The organism is Clostridium sp. CM037 (assembly GCF_055081095.1).
Genome location: NZ_CM143650.1, coordinates 2,166,784 through 2,183,490, shown reverse-complemented (window position 1 = coordinate 2,183,490; position 16,707 = coordinate 2,166,784). Strand labels below are relative to the sequence as shown.

The 16,707-nt window shown below is 31.6% G+C and carries 14 protein-coding genes and 1 pseudogene; all 15 read right to left on the bottom strand.

The window, feature by feature from the left end:
* Positions 1-39: 39 nt before the first annotated feature.
* Positions 40-927, bottom strand: coding sequence for a phosphate ABC transporter substrate-binding protein (locus ACWJKP_RS10645; protein ID WP_165413522.1), 888 nt, complete (start codon positions 925-927; stop codon positions 40-42).
* Positions 928-1,125: 198 nt separating this feature from the next.
* Positions 1,126-1,398 (bottom strand): annotated as a pseudogene (locus ACWJKP_RS10640) (IS3 family transposase); the annotation flags it as partial.
* 88 nt (positions 1,399-1,486) lie between these two features.
* Complete coding sequence (gene ltrA, locus ACWJKP_RS10635; protein ID WP_462961171.1) at positions 1,487-2,968, bottom strand: group II intron reverse transcriptase/maturase; 1,482 nt, start codon at positions 2,966-2,968, stop codon at positions 1,487-1,489.
* Between the two features lie 525 nt (positions 2,969-3,493).
* Positions 3,494-4,570, bottom strand: a complete 1,077-nt coding sequence (locus ACWJKP_RS10630) for an IS3 family transposase (RefSeq protein ID WP_462961170.1) — start codon at positions 4,568-4,570, stop codon at positions 3,494-3,496.
* Positions 4,571-4,680: 110 nt separating this feature from the next.
* Positions 4,681-6,384, bottom strand: a complete 1,704-nt coding sequence (gene pnpS / locus ACWJKP_RS10625; protein ID WP_165412724.1) for a two-component system histidine kinase PnpS — start codon at positions 6,382-6,384, stop codon at positions 4,681-4,683.
* A 2-nt stretch (positions 6,385-6,386) separates the two neighbouring features.
* Complete coding sequence (locus ACWJKP_RS10620; protein ID WP_165412725.1) at positions 6,387-7,082, bottom strand: response regulator; 696 nt, start codon at positions 7,080-7,082, stop codon at positions 6,387-6,389.
* A gap of 292 nt (positions 7,083-7,374) precedes the next feature.
* Entirely contained in the window at positions 7,375-8,793 is a 1,419-nt protein-coding gene (locus tag ACWJKP_RS10615) for an IS1182 family transposase (RefSeq protein WP_224578821.1), read from the bottom strand.
* Positions 8,794-8,948: 155 nt separating this feature from the next.
* Entirely contained in the window at positions 8,949-9,404 is a 456-nt protein-coding gene (gene nrdR, locus ACWJKP_RS10610) for a transcriptional regulator NrdR (RefSeq protein ID WP_165412726.1), read from the bottom strand.
* Positions 9,405-9,464: 60 nt separating this feature from the next.
* Positions 9,465-9,725 carry a YlmC/YmxH family sporulation protein gene (locus ACWJKP_RS10605; RefSeq protein WP_165412727.1) on the bottom strand — a complete coding sequence of 87 codons (261 nt, stop codon included), beginning with the start codon at positions 9,723-9,725 and terminating at the stop codon, positions 9,465-9,467.
* A gap of 239 nt (positions 9,726-9,964) precedes the next feature.
* Positions 9,965-10,672 (bottom strand): RNA polymerase sporulation sigma factor SigE, encoded by a 708-nt coding sequence (gene sigE / locus ACWJKP_RS10600; protein WP_165412728.1) that lies wholly within the window; start codon positions 10,670-10,672, stop codon positions 9,965-9,967.
* A gap of 55 nt (positions 10,673-10,727) precedes the next feature.
* A complete protein-coding gene (gene spoIIGA / locus ACWJKP_RS10595; protein ID WP_462961169.1) occupies positions 10,728-11,534 on the bottom strand; it encodes a sigma-E processing peptidase SpoIIGA in 807 nt (268 codons plus the stop codon).
* A 286-nt stretch (positions 11,535-11,820) separates the two neighbouring features.
* Complete coding sequence (gene ftsZ, locus ACWJKP_RS10590) at positions 11,821-12,912, bottom strand: cell division protein FtsZ (RefSeq protein WP_165412730.1); 1,092 nt, start codon at positions 12,910-12,912, stop codon at positions 11,821-11,823.
* Between the two features lie 15 nt (positions 12,913-12,927).
* Entirely contained in the window at positions 12,928-14,181 is a 1,254-nt protein-coding gene (gene ftsA / locus ACWJKP_RS10585) for a cell division protein FtsA (protein ID WP_165412731.1), read from the bottom strand.
* Between the two features lie 374 nt (positions 14,182-14,555).
* Entirely contained in the window at positions 14,556-15,611 is a 1,056-nt protein-coding gene (locus tag ACWJKP_RS10580) for a type IV pilus twitching motility protein PilT (protein WP_165412732.1), read from the bottom strand.
* Positions 15,612-15,855: 244 nt separating this feature from the next.
* Positions 15,856-16,584: an RNA polymerase sporulation sigma factor SigK gene (gene sigK / locus ACWJKP_RS10575; protein WP_165412733.1), complete on the bottom strand. Its 729-nt coding sequence runs from the start codon at positions 16,582-16,584 to the stop codon at positions 15,856-15,858.
* Between the last annotated feature and the right edge of the window lie 123 nt (positions 16,585-16,707).

Below are 16,707 nucleotides of genomic sequence, written 5' to 3'. Positions count from 1 at the left end.
TGCAAAATAAGACCGGTTTTACCCAGCATTTAGAGAATATTAATCTCTTTTAGCCTTCATATCTGCCATTGGAATATACCCTAATTTTGTTATCCCTGCCTTCATTTCATCACTTACCATATAATCCAAGTATGCTTTTGTTATTCCTGTAGGTTCACCTTTGGTATACATATGTTCATATGCCCAAATTTTATATTTATCTGTGCTTATGTTCTCTGCATTTGCAGAAACACCATTAATTTTCAGTACGGTTAAACCCTCTTTATTAGCCTCATCAGCGAAGTATGATAATGCTAAGTAACTTATTGCCCCATCTGTCTGTTTAACTGCTTGTTTAACAGCTCCGCTCGAATCTTGAGTTAAACCAGCGACTTCTTCCTTTTTATCCAGACCAAATTCTTTAAATGTTACTCTAGTTCCTGAAGATTTTGGTCTATTTATAACAGTGATTTTCATGTCAGCTCCGCCAACTTCTTTCCAGTTTTTTATCTTACCTGTAAATATATCTATTAATTGAGCCTTTGTTAAAGATTCAACTTTAGATTTTTGATTTGTTACTGCTGCAATTCCTATAACACATACCTTATTGTCTTTTAATTTAGTTGCGTCAATTCCTTCTTTATCTTTTGCATAAATATCTGAATTTCCTATTTCTACACTACCTTCTAATACTAATTTAAGTCCAGTACCACTACCACCACCTTGAACATTTACAGTTGCTCCTGGGTTTTTATCTAAAAAACTCTTAGCACCTAATTCAGCTAAAGGCTGAAGTGATGTTGATCCTGCTGCTGTTATTGTACCTGATAACTCATTTTTTTTAGTCTCAGTTTTAGGTGCAGTTTTACTTGAACAACCCGTGGAAATTCCTGCTGTCATTGCAACTGCTAGTGCAGCGACCATTAATTTTAAGTTTTTTCTTTTCATTGATAATTCCCCCGTTCATTTATTTAGATTGTTTTATTAGCTACTCATTACACTTATAATATTATACCCCGAAAGTTAACTTTGTATTAAGACAAAGTTAACTAAAGTTTAGCTAATGTTAATTAAACTTTACAATGATAAAAATAAAGCTATCACGTTAATTAAAATGGATCCTATGTCAAGGACATTTAAAAAAGACTATGCAACTAAAAGTTGATTTCTGTATTGTACAGGAGTCAACTTTTTTAATCCCCATTGATATCTATAGTCGTTATAATAATCCATATAATTATCAATTAGATTCTGTAAATCAGTAAATGTATCACAACTTTTATAGTCAATCTCATCCTTCATATGACCAAAAAATGATTCTTGTGGGGCATTGTCCCAACAGTTTCCTCTTCTAGACATTGACTGTCCAAGTTTATATTTTTTAAGTAGTTTTTGAAATTTGGGACTGGTATAATCGACTAAAGAAAAGGGATTGCTCCCTTCCCCTCGTCTAAGAACCGTACGTGAGAGTTTCCCGCTCATACGGCTCAAGCATTTCTTCACCTTTTCAGGCGGCATTCAGTGATTGTAGTTTCATTCTTCTTTTAACAAAATATTCCTTATGTAAAAAAGGATTTTGAGAGATTTTCAAATTTGGGTGTCGGACTATTTTGATTCGCCTTAAATTAATAAGAGAATAGTCTTCTGTCATAAAAACCCATATTTTGTATCCCTTCTGATGCCAATACTTATTAATTCGCCACCGTTTATTTTTATTTGGGTGTCGATGCTTTGCCCAATAATGTAATAAGTAATAAAGTGTGTTGTTAATGTAAGAAAAAACTTGACTGGCTACCGTGTGTTTATGATAGTTAGTCCAACCTCTTATTACAGAATTGAGTCTACGAATTATATCCGATTGAGTGCATGCTTTCCCTTCTTTAAGAATAATAGTGGAACATTTCCTTATCAAGCTTTTTATTGAACCTTTTGAAGGTTTAACAATAAGTTTTTCTTTGAATTTCCGAAATGTCCAACCTAGAAAGTCAAAACCTTCATTTATATGGGTAATTCTAGTCTTTTCTTCAGATAACACTAGTCCTCGAGTTTCAAGAAACTGACTAACAACTTCTTTAAGTTCTATTGCAACTTCTTTAGTATTTGCAGTTATTATAAAGTCATCAGCATATCGTACTAGATTTACTTTGGTTTTTGCACGATAGTGATTTTCGATATTCCCTTTTGTGTTACGATGGTATTTATCTTGAATCACCTTTTCAAGACCATCAAGTGCCATGTTTGCATAAAGACTTGATATGGCACCTCCTTGCGGAGAACATGTGTCCGTCGGAAATAACTTACCCTCGTATATAAACCCTGATTTCAGAAACTGTTTCATGATTCTTTTATCCATTGGAATGTTTTCTTGTAACCAACTATGGTTGATGTTATCAAAGCATCCCTTTATGTCTCCTTCTAATATCCATGTAGGAGAGCATTTTCTTGCTAGTACATTAAATATTTGTTCACATGCATCTTTGGCACTTCTTCCCTGACGAAACCCAAACGAGATGTTATCACCTTTGGTTTCAGCAATCGGTTCGAGTGCTAATGCATATAAAGTCTGCATTGCTCTATCATACATTGTCGGGATTCCTAAAGGTCGCTTCTTATTCTTGCCTTTTTTTGCAATATAAACTCTTTTGAGTGGTTTTGATTTGTAATGTTTACCATTAAGTTTAAGTACCGCTTTCATTTTTGAGGCAGAAGTGGACCATAGTTTTTTATCAACACCTGATGTCTTCTTTCCTTTGTTGGTGGTTACCTTTTTCACTGCATAGGCTTTTGCCGAAAAAGAATGTGTCAGTAAATATTGTAGCTGTTTTGCTTTGTTTTTATCACCTTTCACTGTTGCCTTAGCGATACGGGACTGTAGCCTATTAACATCATTTTGTACTTGTATCCAATCAATGGAATCCCATTTGTCTGCAAGTGTTTTAGTGTCTTTTAGCCTCTCGGTTTTATCCGTCGTTGAGTTATTAAAATTCATAAGTTTACCGTCCTTTCCTGACAAGAAATACCATAGGACAAGTCAGCACCCTTTCAGGTTAGAGCAAAGTTTGAACTCTTATCTGTTTTTATTACAAAAACGGCTTTCGCTTTTTATCCTTTTCTTCTGCCCTCTATATCATTTCTTCACCTTGCGGGTAGATACCTTATGTTTAAGGAATATATAGGGTTTACCAAGTTCCACGTAATATATAATTATGAATGCCTTAAGAGCCACCTTTAAACCGGGAGTGCTTCATCCAATCGCATTGGTTTAACAGTTGGCCTTTGCTTGACTCCGTACCTTTTGGTCAAAGCGTTTCAGCCTATTTCGCTTTCTCCAGCGTAACGATTCCTACAGTGATTCACTTTACGTTCTCCATAGCATTCTTACCCTAGCAGTTGTTCCAGATTAGGCTTCTCGAACTTCCACATCGTCTCATGAGCTTTCTAACCCAGACGTTACCATCCACGCTAGTCATGATAGGGTTACCCCGAATGGATAGGGTAGTCTTTCGACAATATATTACGCGACTTCTTGTCGCACATGACAACCTTGATCTGAGTGAATAAATGCATCTTTAGATATTTTAATATTTCTATTCTTTTTTAGCTTTAGTATAGTATCAGTGACTATATCCATCTTAATATTAGCTGACACATTATATGCCAGTATTTCATTTGTAGAGGAATCCTTAATCGTTGATAAATACGCCCTATGACCCTTTCCATAAAACAAATAAGTTATATCTGTAAGCAATACCTTGCCAGGTATATTTTGCTTGAAGTTTCTATTTAATAGATTTGGTACAACAGTATGTTCTCGAGTTGCTTTCATCATCCTACGATAAGGATTTGCTTTCCTAATTGGACATTTGATATTATATTTACGCATAATTCTTTGAATACATTTTCTATTAATAATTAAATTGAACTCTTGCTCGAGTACCATCTTAATAGAACGTGAACCCTTCTTGTAACCCCTATGTTCAAATGCCTTAAGAACTATTTTCCTTAATTGTAAATCTCTTTGTTCTCGAATATTACGTGTAGATTCTGATTTTAGGTAATTATAATAACCTGATCTTGATACTCCAATTACACCACATAGATGTCTAATCATATTTTTATATTTAGATTTAGAGAGAATGTTCTGAATAAGTGCAAAAATTGAAGAGATCCTTAAACTACCGTTTTTCACCTGCCTTTCTTGCAGCTCGATTTTTTTTAATAGTTCTGCTTCTGCCTTCCAGTATTCAATCTCAGCATCTTTTCTTGTGATTATTTCTTCTAGGGTTAATTCACGTTTAAGTGGGCGTCCACTGCTGAATTTTCTAGTATCTCTAAGGCCTAATTCGCCAGATTCCTTATAAGCCTTGCGCCACCTCTTACTAGAAGACTTGATTCTAGTATTACCAAGTGTTTCTATATCGAACCCTGCATCTTGAAAAATCTGAGACGATAATTTCCCCATTATATGCTCAGCTACAAATAAGGATTTGAACTCATCTGTATATGTAATTCCTTTTTCACTAACTCGTTTAATATATCTGTTTTTTGAGAGCGCTAAAATTTGTTCATTAGTAAATACTTTTTTACTCATAATGCTCACAACCTTTCTAATTTAATTGTACAAAAAAAAATCCCATATGAATAGACTTTTTTAGTGTCTATCATATAGGATCCATTTTAAATAACGCGATAGCTTTATTTTTATTTAGCGTACGGAATTTCAACTATAAATTTACTGCCTGATCCTAGCTGACTTTCCACATATATTTTTCCATTTAATTTAAGCACTATATGCTTAACAATAGCAAGTCCTAATCCAGTGCCACCTTTTGATCTTAAACGAGCCTTATCCACTCTGTAAAATCTCTCAAATATACGTGGAATTTGTTCTTTGTCTATTCCAACCCCAGTGTCCTTAACCCATAGCATGCATCTATCATCCTTGCTCTCCATTCCAATGCAAACACTATCTCCAGTTTCTGAGTAGTTTATTGCATTATCTACTAAGTTAATTAACATTTGTTTAAACCTATCAGCGTCACCTATCACTTCTTTTACATTTCGCTGATCAACCTTTAACTTGATTCCTTTTAATTCTGCTATGTTTTTCATTAAGTTGTAGACATTTTCTACAATTTTATTAATATTAATTTTTTCATTTTTAACTTCCTTTTGTTGTTCTATATGTGAAAGTGTTAAAATATCTGTACTTAATCTAGTTAATCTTTCAGCTTCTTCATTGATTATATTTAAAAATTTTTCCTTTGTGTCAGCATCATCAACATATTTTAGAGTTTCTGCAAACCCTTTAATAGAGGTTAAAGGCGTTTTAAGCTCATGAGAAACATTAGCAACAAATTGTGTTCTCATATTTTCCAATTTTTTCACTTCTGTAATATCTTGAACAACTGCCACAGTGCCTATATGTTCGCTTCTGTTAATTATATCTGTAGTTTTTATTCTAAGTTCTCTTTCTTGTGGCCAAACTATCTTTATTTCCTTATAATCATTATCACTTTGGTGGAAGATATTTTCTAATTCAAAATCCCTTATATTATCCAGAAGATTCTGCCCTATAATATCTTTAGTGATTCCAAATGTTTTTTTAGCATATGGATTAATCATTATCACTTTATTTTTTCTATCTACAGCAATGACTCCACTATCCATACTTTGCAAAATAGCCTCAAGCCTGTTTTGCTTATCGGTAACTTCATTCAATGTAGACTCTAGTTTATCCGCCATCTCATTAAAATTCTTAGCTAGTTGTCCTATTTCACCATCTGATAATACTCTAGCTCTTCTATGAAATTCGCCCTTACTAATTCTTGAAGTAATAAAAATCAAGTCGGTAATTGGTTTTACTATAATATATGATAGTTTTAGAGAAAACCAAATTGACATTATTGCTGAAAAAATTATGGCTAAGATGTAAAGCTTAAAATATTTACTGCCTAATCCATTTACAATTTCAAGAGGCATAGAGCTTCTAATAATAAACCCATCACCAAAAGTGGTTGCAAAATACATCATATTCCGATCAGTGGATTTACTATATCTCACTGTAAATCCACTGCCGCTTTTTCTTGCGTCTTTTATTTCTTGCCTATCATTATGATCATCCATAGTTTCCCCGCTTATATTTGAATCATAAATAACTTTACCATTCTTATCAACATAGGTAACTCTTAGCTGCGAACTTTCTAAGTTCTCCATAAAAAATTTCTGAGGGTCTCTTAAATTATTACTTTGCAATAATCTAATAATCATATTGTTATTAATTTGAAGCTTCCCTTTTAGATTTTGCTGATATTCATAATTAAAAATAGACGTGAATAATGCAGTTACTACCACAAATATAAAAATCACAGTGCTTAACAAATATATAAGTAATTTTTTTTTCATAATTACTCTCCAAAATTAAATCTATATCCTATGCCCCTAATAGTCTGGATATACATTGGATTTTTATCATCTTCTTCAATTTTTTGCCTTAAATGTCTTATGTGAACGTCAACAGTTCTTGTTTCTCCTAAGTATTCATAACCCCATATTTTATCTAATAAAAAGTCTCTAGTCATAACTCTTCCTTTATTCTTTATCAAAATTTCCAATAGTTCGAATTCCTTTAATGTCAAATCAATTTTGATTTCACCTTTAATAACCTCGTGCTTACCAAAATCAATAGTCAAATTTCCAACACTAAAAGACTTTTCAGCTACTTGCATATTGGTTCTTCTAAGCATGGCTTTGATTCTTGCTACTAGCTCCCTTACTGAGAATGGCTTTGTAATATAATCGTCTGCCCCTAACTCTAGCCCTATTATTTTATCTATTTCTTCTGCTTTTGCTGTTATCATTATTATTGACATATTCGACATAGATGAATCTTTTCTAATTTCCTTACAAACATCTAGGCCATCCATTCCAGGTAACATTAAATCTAGTAACATCAATTGCGGCAATTGTTCTTTAGCAAGTTTTATAGCATCTATACCATTATTAGCACACATAACTTTATAACCATTCTTCTCCAAATTAAATTTAATTAACTCTTGTATATGTTCCTCATCATCCACCACTAATATTTTTTCTTCAGCCATGTTAATCCCTCCATATTTCAGCGTTAGTTTATTGTTTTAAATAAACAATAATACATTTTCTTTTGTTTATTATTACTAGCCTTAATATTACTCTAAATATCCTCACTAGTAAACTGTTCTATTACTTACCTGATAGTTTCATATCATCAGCCTCTAATATATTTAGCTGCTACGTCATAATTTTCTCGTAGTTTTTCAAAAAAAAAATTATAAAAAAAATGCCTAAGGGCATTTTCAGGTTGTTTACAAACCCAGTATAATTTTTTTATTATACTGGGCTTTTTACATGCAATTATGCGATAGCATTTTGAGTTATGGATAAATTTAAAATAACAACTATCTTCTTAGTTAGAAAATCAAAAAACAGTAAAGATAGCAGGCTAGCTATCTTTTTCATATTCTGCACTGCTGCTGTAAGCAGACACTGCTCTTGCACATTTTCTAATCCACGCATATGGCAATAGCGAAGCCCATGCAGTTGTTTTGAATCTGCGAAGCTTCGCTCTATAGTTTCTTTTCTTCTTCTATATATATTTCTGCCTTTATCTGTTCTGGTGAACTTTACAACATCTTCTTTATACGTTTCCCAAACATGTCTTCTAATAGTTTTAAACTTGCTTTTTGCAGAAAAGCATTGAGCTCTGTTTGGACATATGTCGCAATATTTTGCATTACCAACATATTCTTTATATCCTTCTCTTGTTGTTGTTTTATAATGTAAAGCCCTTAAGTCAGGGCATACGTAAATGTCCTGCTCTTTAACATATTGGAATTTATTTTTTGTGTACATTCCTTTTGTATGTGGAGACCTACGGTATCCCATTACAGATTTTAATTCCCTCTCATATAGTTTTTTACATATAAGATTTGTAGCATAACCAGCATCTGCACCAACATATTTTGTATTAAAATTAAACTTTTTTATTTGCACATCTAATCTATCGATATAAGGATCAACATCATTTATGTTTCCAGGAGTAACATACACATCAGTAATTATATTATGTCTGCTATCGACAGTTCTGTGATCTAAATATGAGAAGCCTTCCGGCTTGCCATCTCTCATCATATATCCACTGTCAGGGTCGGTTGTGCTAACTTTAGTTTCTTTTATTTTGGTAACAGGTTCTTTTTCTTTTAAAGGTTTTTTACCATGGTTTATTCTATCTTCTTCTACTGCTTTATTAAGTTCAGCTATATATTCTTTCGGCGTTTTTTCAACTTCAATTTTCACAAGCTTTCGCTTATTAGCATTTGCTTTTAGGTGTGTAGAATCTGTGTAAAGTATTTTACCGGTTACCATCTTAAGATTTATAGCCTTAAATACTACTTTGTCAAATATTTTTTGAAACACATCTGTACCTTTAAACCGTCTACGTCTATTTTGGCTAATTGTTGAATGATCTGGAATAGGATCAGTAAGACTTAGTCCTAGAAACCATCTATAAGCCACATTTACTTCAATGTCCTTTACAAGTTGTCGTTCAGATTTTATTCCAAATAAGTACCCAATAAACAGCATTTTAAAAAGTATAATAGGATCTACGCCAGGTCTTCCATTATCTAAGCAGTAATATTTTTTAGTCAGTTCTCTTATAAAAGAGAAATCCATGTATTTATCTATATTTCTCAGAATATGGTCTTTAGGAACTAAATCTTCTAAATACACCATTTCTAGTTTTTGTTGTGTGAAGTTCTTTTCATTAATCATAATAATGCCCTCCGAATTATAAAGTTTGTATACTATATATATTCGACATTGATGTCCTAAAATCCTTTTTGAATATGAAAAAAACACTCCAATTTTAAATTAGGGTGTTTTACATTTTATGTTTGTCAACGGTCTGAAAATGCCTAAGGGCATTTTCATTCCTTAGACATTAATTTCCTTATCTCTTCCATGAATGTATTAATATCTTTGAATTGCCTATAAACTGAAGCAAACCTCACATAAGATACCTCATCTACATTTTTTAATATGCTCATAATGATTTCTCCTATATAATCTGATTTCACTTCTGTAAGCATTTCATTGTTTAACTGTTTTTCTACTTCATCACAAATAGCTTCTATTTGTTTTCTTGACACCGGCCTCTTTTGGCATGCCTTCATAAGGCCATTTAATATTTTCGTTCTGTCAAAATATTCTCTATTAGAATCCTTCTTTATTACTAAAATAGGTACATCTTCCACTTTTTCATATGTAGTATATCTCTTAAAACAACTTAGGCACTCTCTTCTTCTTCTAGTTGCAATATTCTCATCTGTTGATCTAGAATCAACTACTTTACTTTCTTCACAGCTGCAATATGGACATTTCAATGGCCTTCACGTCCTTTTCATAGTATAGTTAGCAAATATACTAACATTATACACTTTTTCCTATTCGTTTTCTATATTTACATCACTACCATCTACAAGAATAACATCTACCCCAATTTTCTTTACTTTTTCCCAAGGTATCTCAACACTATTATTTTTATTGAACCAAGATGACTTTTGGGTTGGCATTAGGATTGAAATAATTCTATAGTCTTCACAATCAACTTTTAAATCTTTGATATATCCCATTTTTGAGCCTGAACTTATATCTATAATTTCCATCTGTCTTAAATTATTTATTGCAAACATTAAACTTTCCATTTTGTTCACCCCCAATAAGTTTTCATAAACCCTTTTTTTAAACCAGCTAGTCACTACTCTAGTCTATTTTTAGAGGCCTAGCACTTTATATTATTTATATTCATAAGTTATTAAAAATATTATTTATAATTAGAACATTTCTTTATTTGTTTCATTTTGCTTAATATTTAATCTTCAAATAATAACTTTTAAAATCGGTTTCTAAAATAAAATTATAAAAAGGGTCCTACTTGCGGCCCCTATACCATTTTATTTATTTCTTTTTGTAATCTTTTTATTATTCTTTTTTCAAGCCTTGAGATATAAGATTGTGATATTCCAAGTATATCAGCCACTTCTTTTTGTGTTTTTTCTATGGTTCCATTTAAGCCAAATCTTAATTGAACAATTTCTTTTTCTCTTGAATTTAAACGTTGCATAGCAAGCCAAAGCAATTGTTTATCTACATCTTCTTCAATAATATTATAAACCACATCGTTGTCCGTTCCAATAATGTCTGAGAGCAGCAATTCATTACCGTCCCAATCAACATTTAGAGGCTCATAAAGAGAAATTTCTGTTTTAATTTTACTATTTCGCCTAAGATACATTAAAATTTCATTCTCTATACATCTTGAAGCATATGTAGCTAGCTTAATGTTCTTTTCAGGATCAAAAGTATTAACTGCTTTTATAAGCCCTATGGTTCCTACAGAAATTAAATCTTCAACATTTAAGCCTGTATTCTCAAACTTCCTTGCTATATATACTACCAGTCTTAAATTTCTTTCAATTAAGGTAGCTCTCACCTGCTTATCACCTGTATCTAATTTAACCACTAACTCATACTCTTCATCCTTAGTTAAAGGAGGTGGCAATGCATCGTTCCCTCCTATATAAAACAAATTGTTTGAAAATATTTTGAATTTAGCAAATAACTTGTTTAACATCACTTTAAAATTGAACATAATTTCCTCCCCATCTATATTATTAGCACATAGCGATCATTTCCTATTAAATCATCTAACTTAGTATCCCTCTAGACATAAGAGCGTTATAGTCATTATCTTTGCTTAATTTATACTCACAAAATGCTATAATTACATCTCTTGTTTCAACATTCTTTTTATCAATATGAATATTAATATACTGTGGTTTAAACCCTATAAGCCTTCCATTAGTGCCATTCACTACATTATAAGGAATAAAGTAAGTGTTGTTTCTTTCTAACAAAATTTCGCTTAAAATATCCCGTTCAACAATTAATACTGGTAAGTTGGTAGCAGGTTCACGAAGCTCATTTCCAGTATCTAAAAATGCCTTAATAGTTTTTTTATAGCTTTTATTTATTATATCAACAGTGTATATAAGTGTTGATATTTTTTTTCTATCTCCAATAAAAATCATGATCCTGTATATCAATATATAAATTATCATTACTGAAAGCATTAATTTTTCGTAAGGAAAATTTATTATGATTATATCAAATGACATATTTTTACTATTGTTCATTTGTATAAATAAACACATTCCAGCTAAAAGTATTGAATATAATATAAATATTAAAGAAGCCTTAATATTGAATAAAATGTTTTTTTCTCTAAAAACAATTAAAATCATCGCGACTGGTACTAATATTTTAAAAGGTAAATATGTCAAGTATCTAAGCTTTGGATAGACTACTGTTAATACATATAAGCTGCCTATAAAACTTGAAAGACACATCCATATAAGATTTACTCTTTTTTTTAATGTTTGAACTGTAATATGCAATATGAATAGATTAACTATAAAATTCACTAATATAAGGACATCTATATATACTATCACTTGCTCTTCCTCCTTTAAAATTATTATATAACTTATGCAATCAAAATTTTGTCATTTTTTACAATATTTTTTTATTTTTATTCTTCTATAAATCACCATTTTTTTCCATATTGTGTTAGGAAATACAAAGTAAAAAAAAGGACCATTCCTTATTAATTCACCACGTTAACTAGCCCCTCTAAAACGACTTAAGTTAACTCAGTGAATTTGCATAGAGATTATGTCCTATTAGCAATTAAAATTGCCCTAAACGCAAATAAAGTGCCAAAAGGCACTTTACTATTTATTACTTGCTTTGTCTTCTTAAAAAAGCTGGAATTTCTAAATCAGAATCTCCATACTCTTTAGTATATGCAACTTCTTCAATAGGATTAACTGGTTCTTTTACTTTAGGCTTTGGGACAGTTTTATTTTGCACAACTTTGTCACTTTCAAAACCAGTTGCAATAACTGTTATTCTTATTTCATCTTTTAGGTCTTCATCTATAACTGCACCAAATATAATATTAGCGTCTGGGTCAGCTGCACCTTGTACAATTTCCGCAGCCTCATTTATTTCAAGTAAACCTAAGTCCATTCCACCAGTAATATTTAAAAGTACACCTGTAGCACCGACTATAGAAGTTTCTAGTAACGGACTTGAAATAGCTTGTTTTGCTGCCTCTTGAGATCTATTATCACCAGAGGCTCTACCAACACCCATATGTGCAAGACCTTTAGCAAGCATAATTGTTCTCACATCTGCAAAATCTAAATTTACAAGACCGGGTATAGTAATCAAATCAGATATACCTTGTATACCTTGTCTTAAAACATCATCTGCCATTTTGAAAGAGTCCATCAATGTAGTTTTTTTATCTACCATTGTTAATAATCTTTCATTTGGAATTGTTACTAAAGTATCAACTACTTCTTTAAGCGTTTTTATTCCGATTTCAGCATTAATCATTCTTTTTCTGCCTTCAAAAGGGAATGGTTTTGTTACAACTCCTACAGTAAGTATTCCCATGGATTTAGCGATTTCTGCAACTACAGGTGCAGCTCCAGTACCTGTACCGCCTCCCATACCTGCAGTAATAAATACCATATCCGCTCCTTTTATTGCTTGAGAAATTTCTTCTTTACTTTCTTCTGCTGCTTTCATACCTATTTCTGGATTAGCGCCTGCTCCTAGCCCCTTAGTTAACTTATCACCAATTTGAATTTTTTGAACTGCATGAGAAAGAATTAAAGCTTGTTTATCCGTATTTATCGCTATAAACTCCACGTTTTTGAGTCCCTCTATAATCATTCTGTTTATAGCATTGTTTCCTCCGCCTCCACACCCAATTACTTTAATTTGAGCAAATTCTTGAACATCAACATCAAAATCTAGCACAACACTACCTCCTCTTTAGAAAAAATCTGCAAAAAAACCTTTTATTTTTGATGCAAATCCATTTTCTACTTTTATATTTTTGTTTTTTGACCATTTGTTATCATATGAATGTTCATCTGATTCTTCCAATGAACTATTACTAGTTTTAATATTATTAACAGCTTGAAGCACTATACCTACTGCTGTAACATATATAGGGCTAGCTGCTCCTACATACTCTGGTGAACCTATTCTCACTGACTTATCGAGTATAACTTTACTGAGTTCATTAGTGCCTCTTAATAAAGCTATACCTCCACCAACTATTACTACTCCAGAAGTTTCATTATAAAATCCACTATTTACTAGGTTTCTTTTAATTAAATGTAATAACTCATCTACTCTAGCATAAATTATATCAACTAATAAATTATTATCAATTTCCATTAAATTATCATAAGAATCTTTGACTCTAATTTTCTCAACGTTTTCTCCTTTTTCTTTAATTAAGCTTCCATATTTAAGCTTTAATCTTTCACCTTCGCTAAAAGGAACTTTAAGACAAACCGAGATATCGTTGGTTATGTTATCTCCACCTAATTGAATAATAGAAGTATGTTTTAATTTTCCACTCTTGTAAATAGAAATATCAATAGTTTGTGCTCCAACATCAACTAGTGCTATTCCCATGTCCTTTTCTTCTTTTCGTAATACAGCCTCTGATATAGCTGATGGTTGAAGTACTATCCCATTAACTTTAATTCCAGCTCGCTTCACACTTTTTAATAAATTACTAACTACTGTGGATTGTGCCATGACTACTTGTCCTTCAACTTCTAGCCTTATACCACTCATTCCTCTAGGGTCTTTGATATTATCATATCCATCAACAATATATTGTTCGGGCTCAACACCTACTATTTCTTTATCGGGCGGAACTGAGATGAGTTTAGCTGCCTCAATTACCCTGTCCACGTCGCTCTGCTTTATTTCTCTGTCTTCAGAAGATATCGCAATCATACCTGTATTTCTTACTAGTTCACAAATTCCTCCAGGTAAAGATATATACCCTTCATTGATTTGTGTATCTGTCATACGCTCTAATTGTGTAATACATTTTTTTATAGCTTCCGCTGTACTATCAATATCTATTACAACTGATTTATTTAAACCACTACATACAACTGATGTAATGCCTATAATCTGAAGTTTTCCATTACTACTGATTTTACCAACTGATCCACATATTTTTGATGATCCTAAATCAATCCCTACTATTTGTTCATTCATTAAGTTTATCCCCCCTCATAAGAGAAACCTTAAGTGTATATATTCAACAAAAAGATAAATTTTCCTCTTAATTTAAATGATTTTTTTAAATATTTATTATAAATTTAAATATAATCAAAATTAATTTCATTTTATTGTATATTTGCAGATATATATAACCTTAATTTCAAATTAGTAAATACATTATATTATGATGTTAAAAAGCTAACTTGTCCTTCTAGACTAATTATAATAGCAAAATATAGAAAAAGCAATATCATATCGTTAAGTAAATCAACCAAATAGTATATAAATTGGTTAATTTTACATTAAATTAAAAATAAAGCTGAAAGCTATAATTTATCTATGCTTTTAGCTTGTTTTTTAATTATTTACTAAAGCGATAGCATTCTTACAATCATTTCATTGTCAACTGAGTAATTAATTGCTTCCTCTTTAGATATAACACCTTTTTTATATAACTCTGCAATTGACATATCCATAGTTTTCATACCATATTTCCCGCCAGTTTGAACACAAGATTGTAATTGATGTGTCTTGCCTTCGCGGATAAGATTTTGAATTGCTGGAGTTGATATCACTACCTCAAGCGCTGCTACTCTCCCTCTTCCACTTATCTTAGGTATTAATTGTTGAGAAACTATTCCCTGCATTACCGCTGATAATTGAACTTTAATTTGTTGCTGCTGATATGGAGGAAATACATCAACTATTCTATCTACTGTTTTTGCTGCACCTATAGTATGTAAAGTAGAGAAAACCAAATGTCCAGTTTCAGCTGCAGTAATAGCAATAGAAATCGTTTCAAGATCTCGCATTTCACCTACTAATATAACATCTGGATCCTCTCTAAGAATAGCCCTTAATGCATTTTTATAATTTTTACTGTCTTTTCCGATTTCTCTTTGATTAATAATGGATTTGTTATGTTTGTGTAAATATTCAATAGGGTCCTCGAGTGTTATAATATTACATGCTCTAGTAGAATTAATTTCATTAACCATAGCAGCGAGAGTTGTACTTTTACCACTACCTGTAGGCCCTGTCACTAAAACTAGCCCTCTTTGTTTTGTGGTAAGAACCCTAACAACCTCTGGAAGCTCAAGCTGTTTAATAGTAGGTATTTTTAATGCAACTACTCTAATAGCTATAGTATCGCTTCCCCTATGTTTATAAACATTAACCCTAAATCTTCCAAGTCCGTAAATAAAGTAAGACGTATCGATTTCTCCATTTTGACAATATTTTTCATAAGAATTTTCTAAAATTTCTCTTGAGTATTTTTCAGTGTCTGCTGGAGTTAATTTATCTTTTCCTGTTTGTATTAAATTACCATCGACTCTAATGATTGGCACTGAGTCCACTGTAAGGTGCAAATCTGATGCATTTTGTTCTGTTGTCTTTTTTAGTAATTCACTAAGAGGTATCATTATTGGTCCTCCTGTTCTTTTAATGAAGCTTCCAAATATATATGCCAAATTGAGTTCTAAATTTTAGAATCTTCTTGTCACTTAAAATTTTTGCTCCATTTTCATCACCTAACTGCAGAAATTTTATTTTCTCAGATAAATAATTTAAATACATTCTTTCCCGAAATATTTTGTATCTTTAATGAAAATCGTTAAGATGCTTTATTTGACTAACGGTGTACATTTTATAATTATACCATAGTTGTTACAATTTATTAGAACTATTCAACCTATTTTTACTAGTACTATTTAATTCCTTATTAAGCTTCTTTAATGCCCTCTTTTCAATTCTAGAAACATAGGACCTTGAAATCCCTAAGATCAATGCAATTTCTCTTTGAGTTCTAGGGTTACCATCAAGTAATCCATATCGCATTTGAATTATTGTTTTTTCTCTATCCATTAAAGCTACGTTTATCTTATTATAAAGCTTTTTAATTTGTATTTTACTTTCTACTATATCAATAATAGAATCTTCATCGCTGCTTAACACATCCATAAGTGATATCTCATTACCCTCTTTATCAATACCAATAGGGTCTTGCAGGTAAACCTCCCCTTTTGTTTTCTTATTATTGCGAATAAGCATAAGTATCTCGTTTTCTATGCACCTTGCAGCATAGGTGGCAAGCCTTGTTCCCTTACCTATATCAAAGGAATCAATGGCTTTAATAAGACCTACAGTTCCAATAGAAATCAGGTCATCTACATCCTTTCCTGGATAGGAATATTTTTTTACTATATGTGCAACTAGTCTTAGATTTCGTTCAACTAATACACCTTTAGCTAGTAACTCGCCGTCCTTTAACTTTTTTAAATAGGATTTCTCCTCTTCTTCACTTAATGGTTGAGGGAATGAACTACTTCCAGTTATATAAGCCGTCAAAAGTGTAACATTTCCAATCATATCTAATAAACAATTTATGAAAAACACAGATGTTCCTCCTAATAGAGCTTATAATATAATATGATTTATTTTACTAAAAGTGCCTGTACATGGAAATTTATTTTATTATTTTATATATTTCTTTAGCTAATAACATTCCTTCCGAAATCT

Coding starts and splice junctions, on each gene's coding strand:
- ACWJKP_RS10630 (WP_462961170.1), bottom strand. CDS start 4,570: ATGAGTAAAAAAGTATTTACTAATGAACAAATTTTAGCGCTCTCAAAA.
- ACWJKP_RS10605 (WP_165412727.1), bottom strand. CDS start 9,725: ATGGAAAGTTTAATGTTTGCAATAAATAATTTAAGACAGATGGAAATT.
- ACWJKP_RS10620 (WP_165412725.1), bottom strand. CDS start 7,082: ATGGCTGAAGAAAAAATATTAGTGGTGGATGATGAGGAACATATACAA.
- ACWJKP_RS10615 (WP_224578821.1), bottom strand. CDS start 8,793: ATGATTAATGAAAAGAACTTCACACAACAAAAACTAGAAATGGTGTAT.
- pnpS (WP_165412724.1), bottom strand. CDS start 6,384: ATGAAAAAAAAATTACTTATATATTTGTTAAGCACTGTGATTTTTATA.
- sigE (WP_165412728.1), bottom strand. CDS start 10,672: ATGTTCAATTTTAAAGTGATGTTAAACAAGTTATTTGCTAAATTCAAA.
- ltrA (WP_462961171.1), bottom strand. CDS start 2,968: ATGAATTTTAATAACTCAACGACGGATAAAACCGAGAGGCTAAAAGAC.
- ACWJKP_RS10580 (WP_165412732.1), bottom strand. CDS start 15,611: ATGATACCTCTTAGTGAATTACTAAAAAAGACAACAGAACAAAATGCA.
- ftsA (WP_165412731.1), bottom strand. CDS start 14,181: ATGAATGAACAAATAGTAGGGATTGATTTAGGATCATCAAAAATATGT.
- ACWJKP_RS10645 (WP_165413522.1), bottom strand. CDS start 927: ATGAAAAGAAAAAACTTAAAATTAATGGTCGCTGCACTAGCAGTTGCA.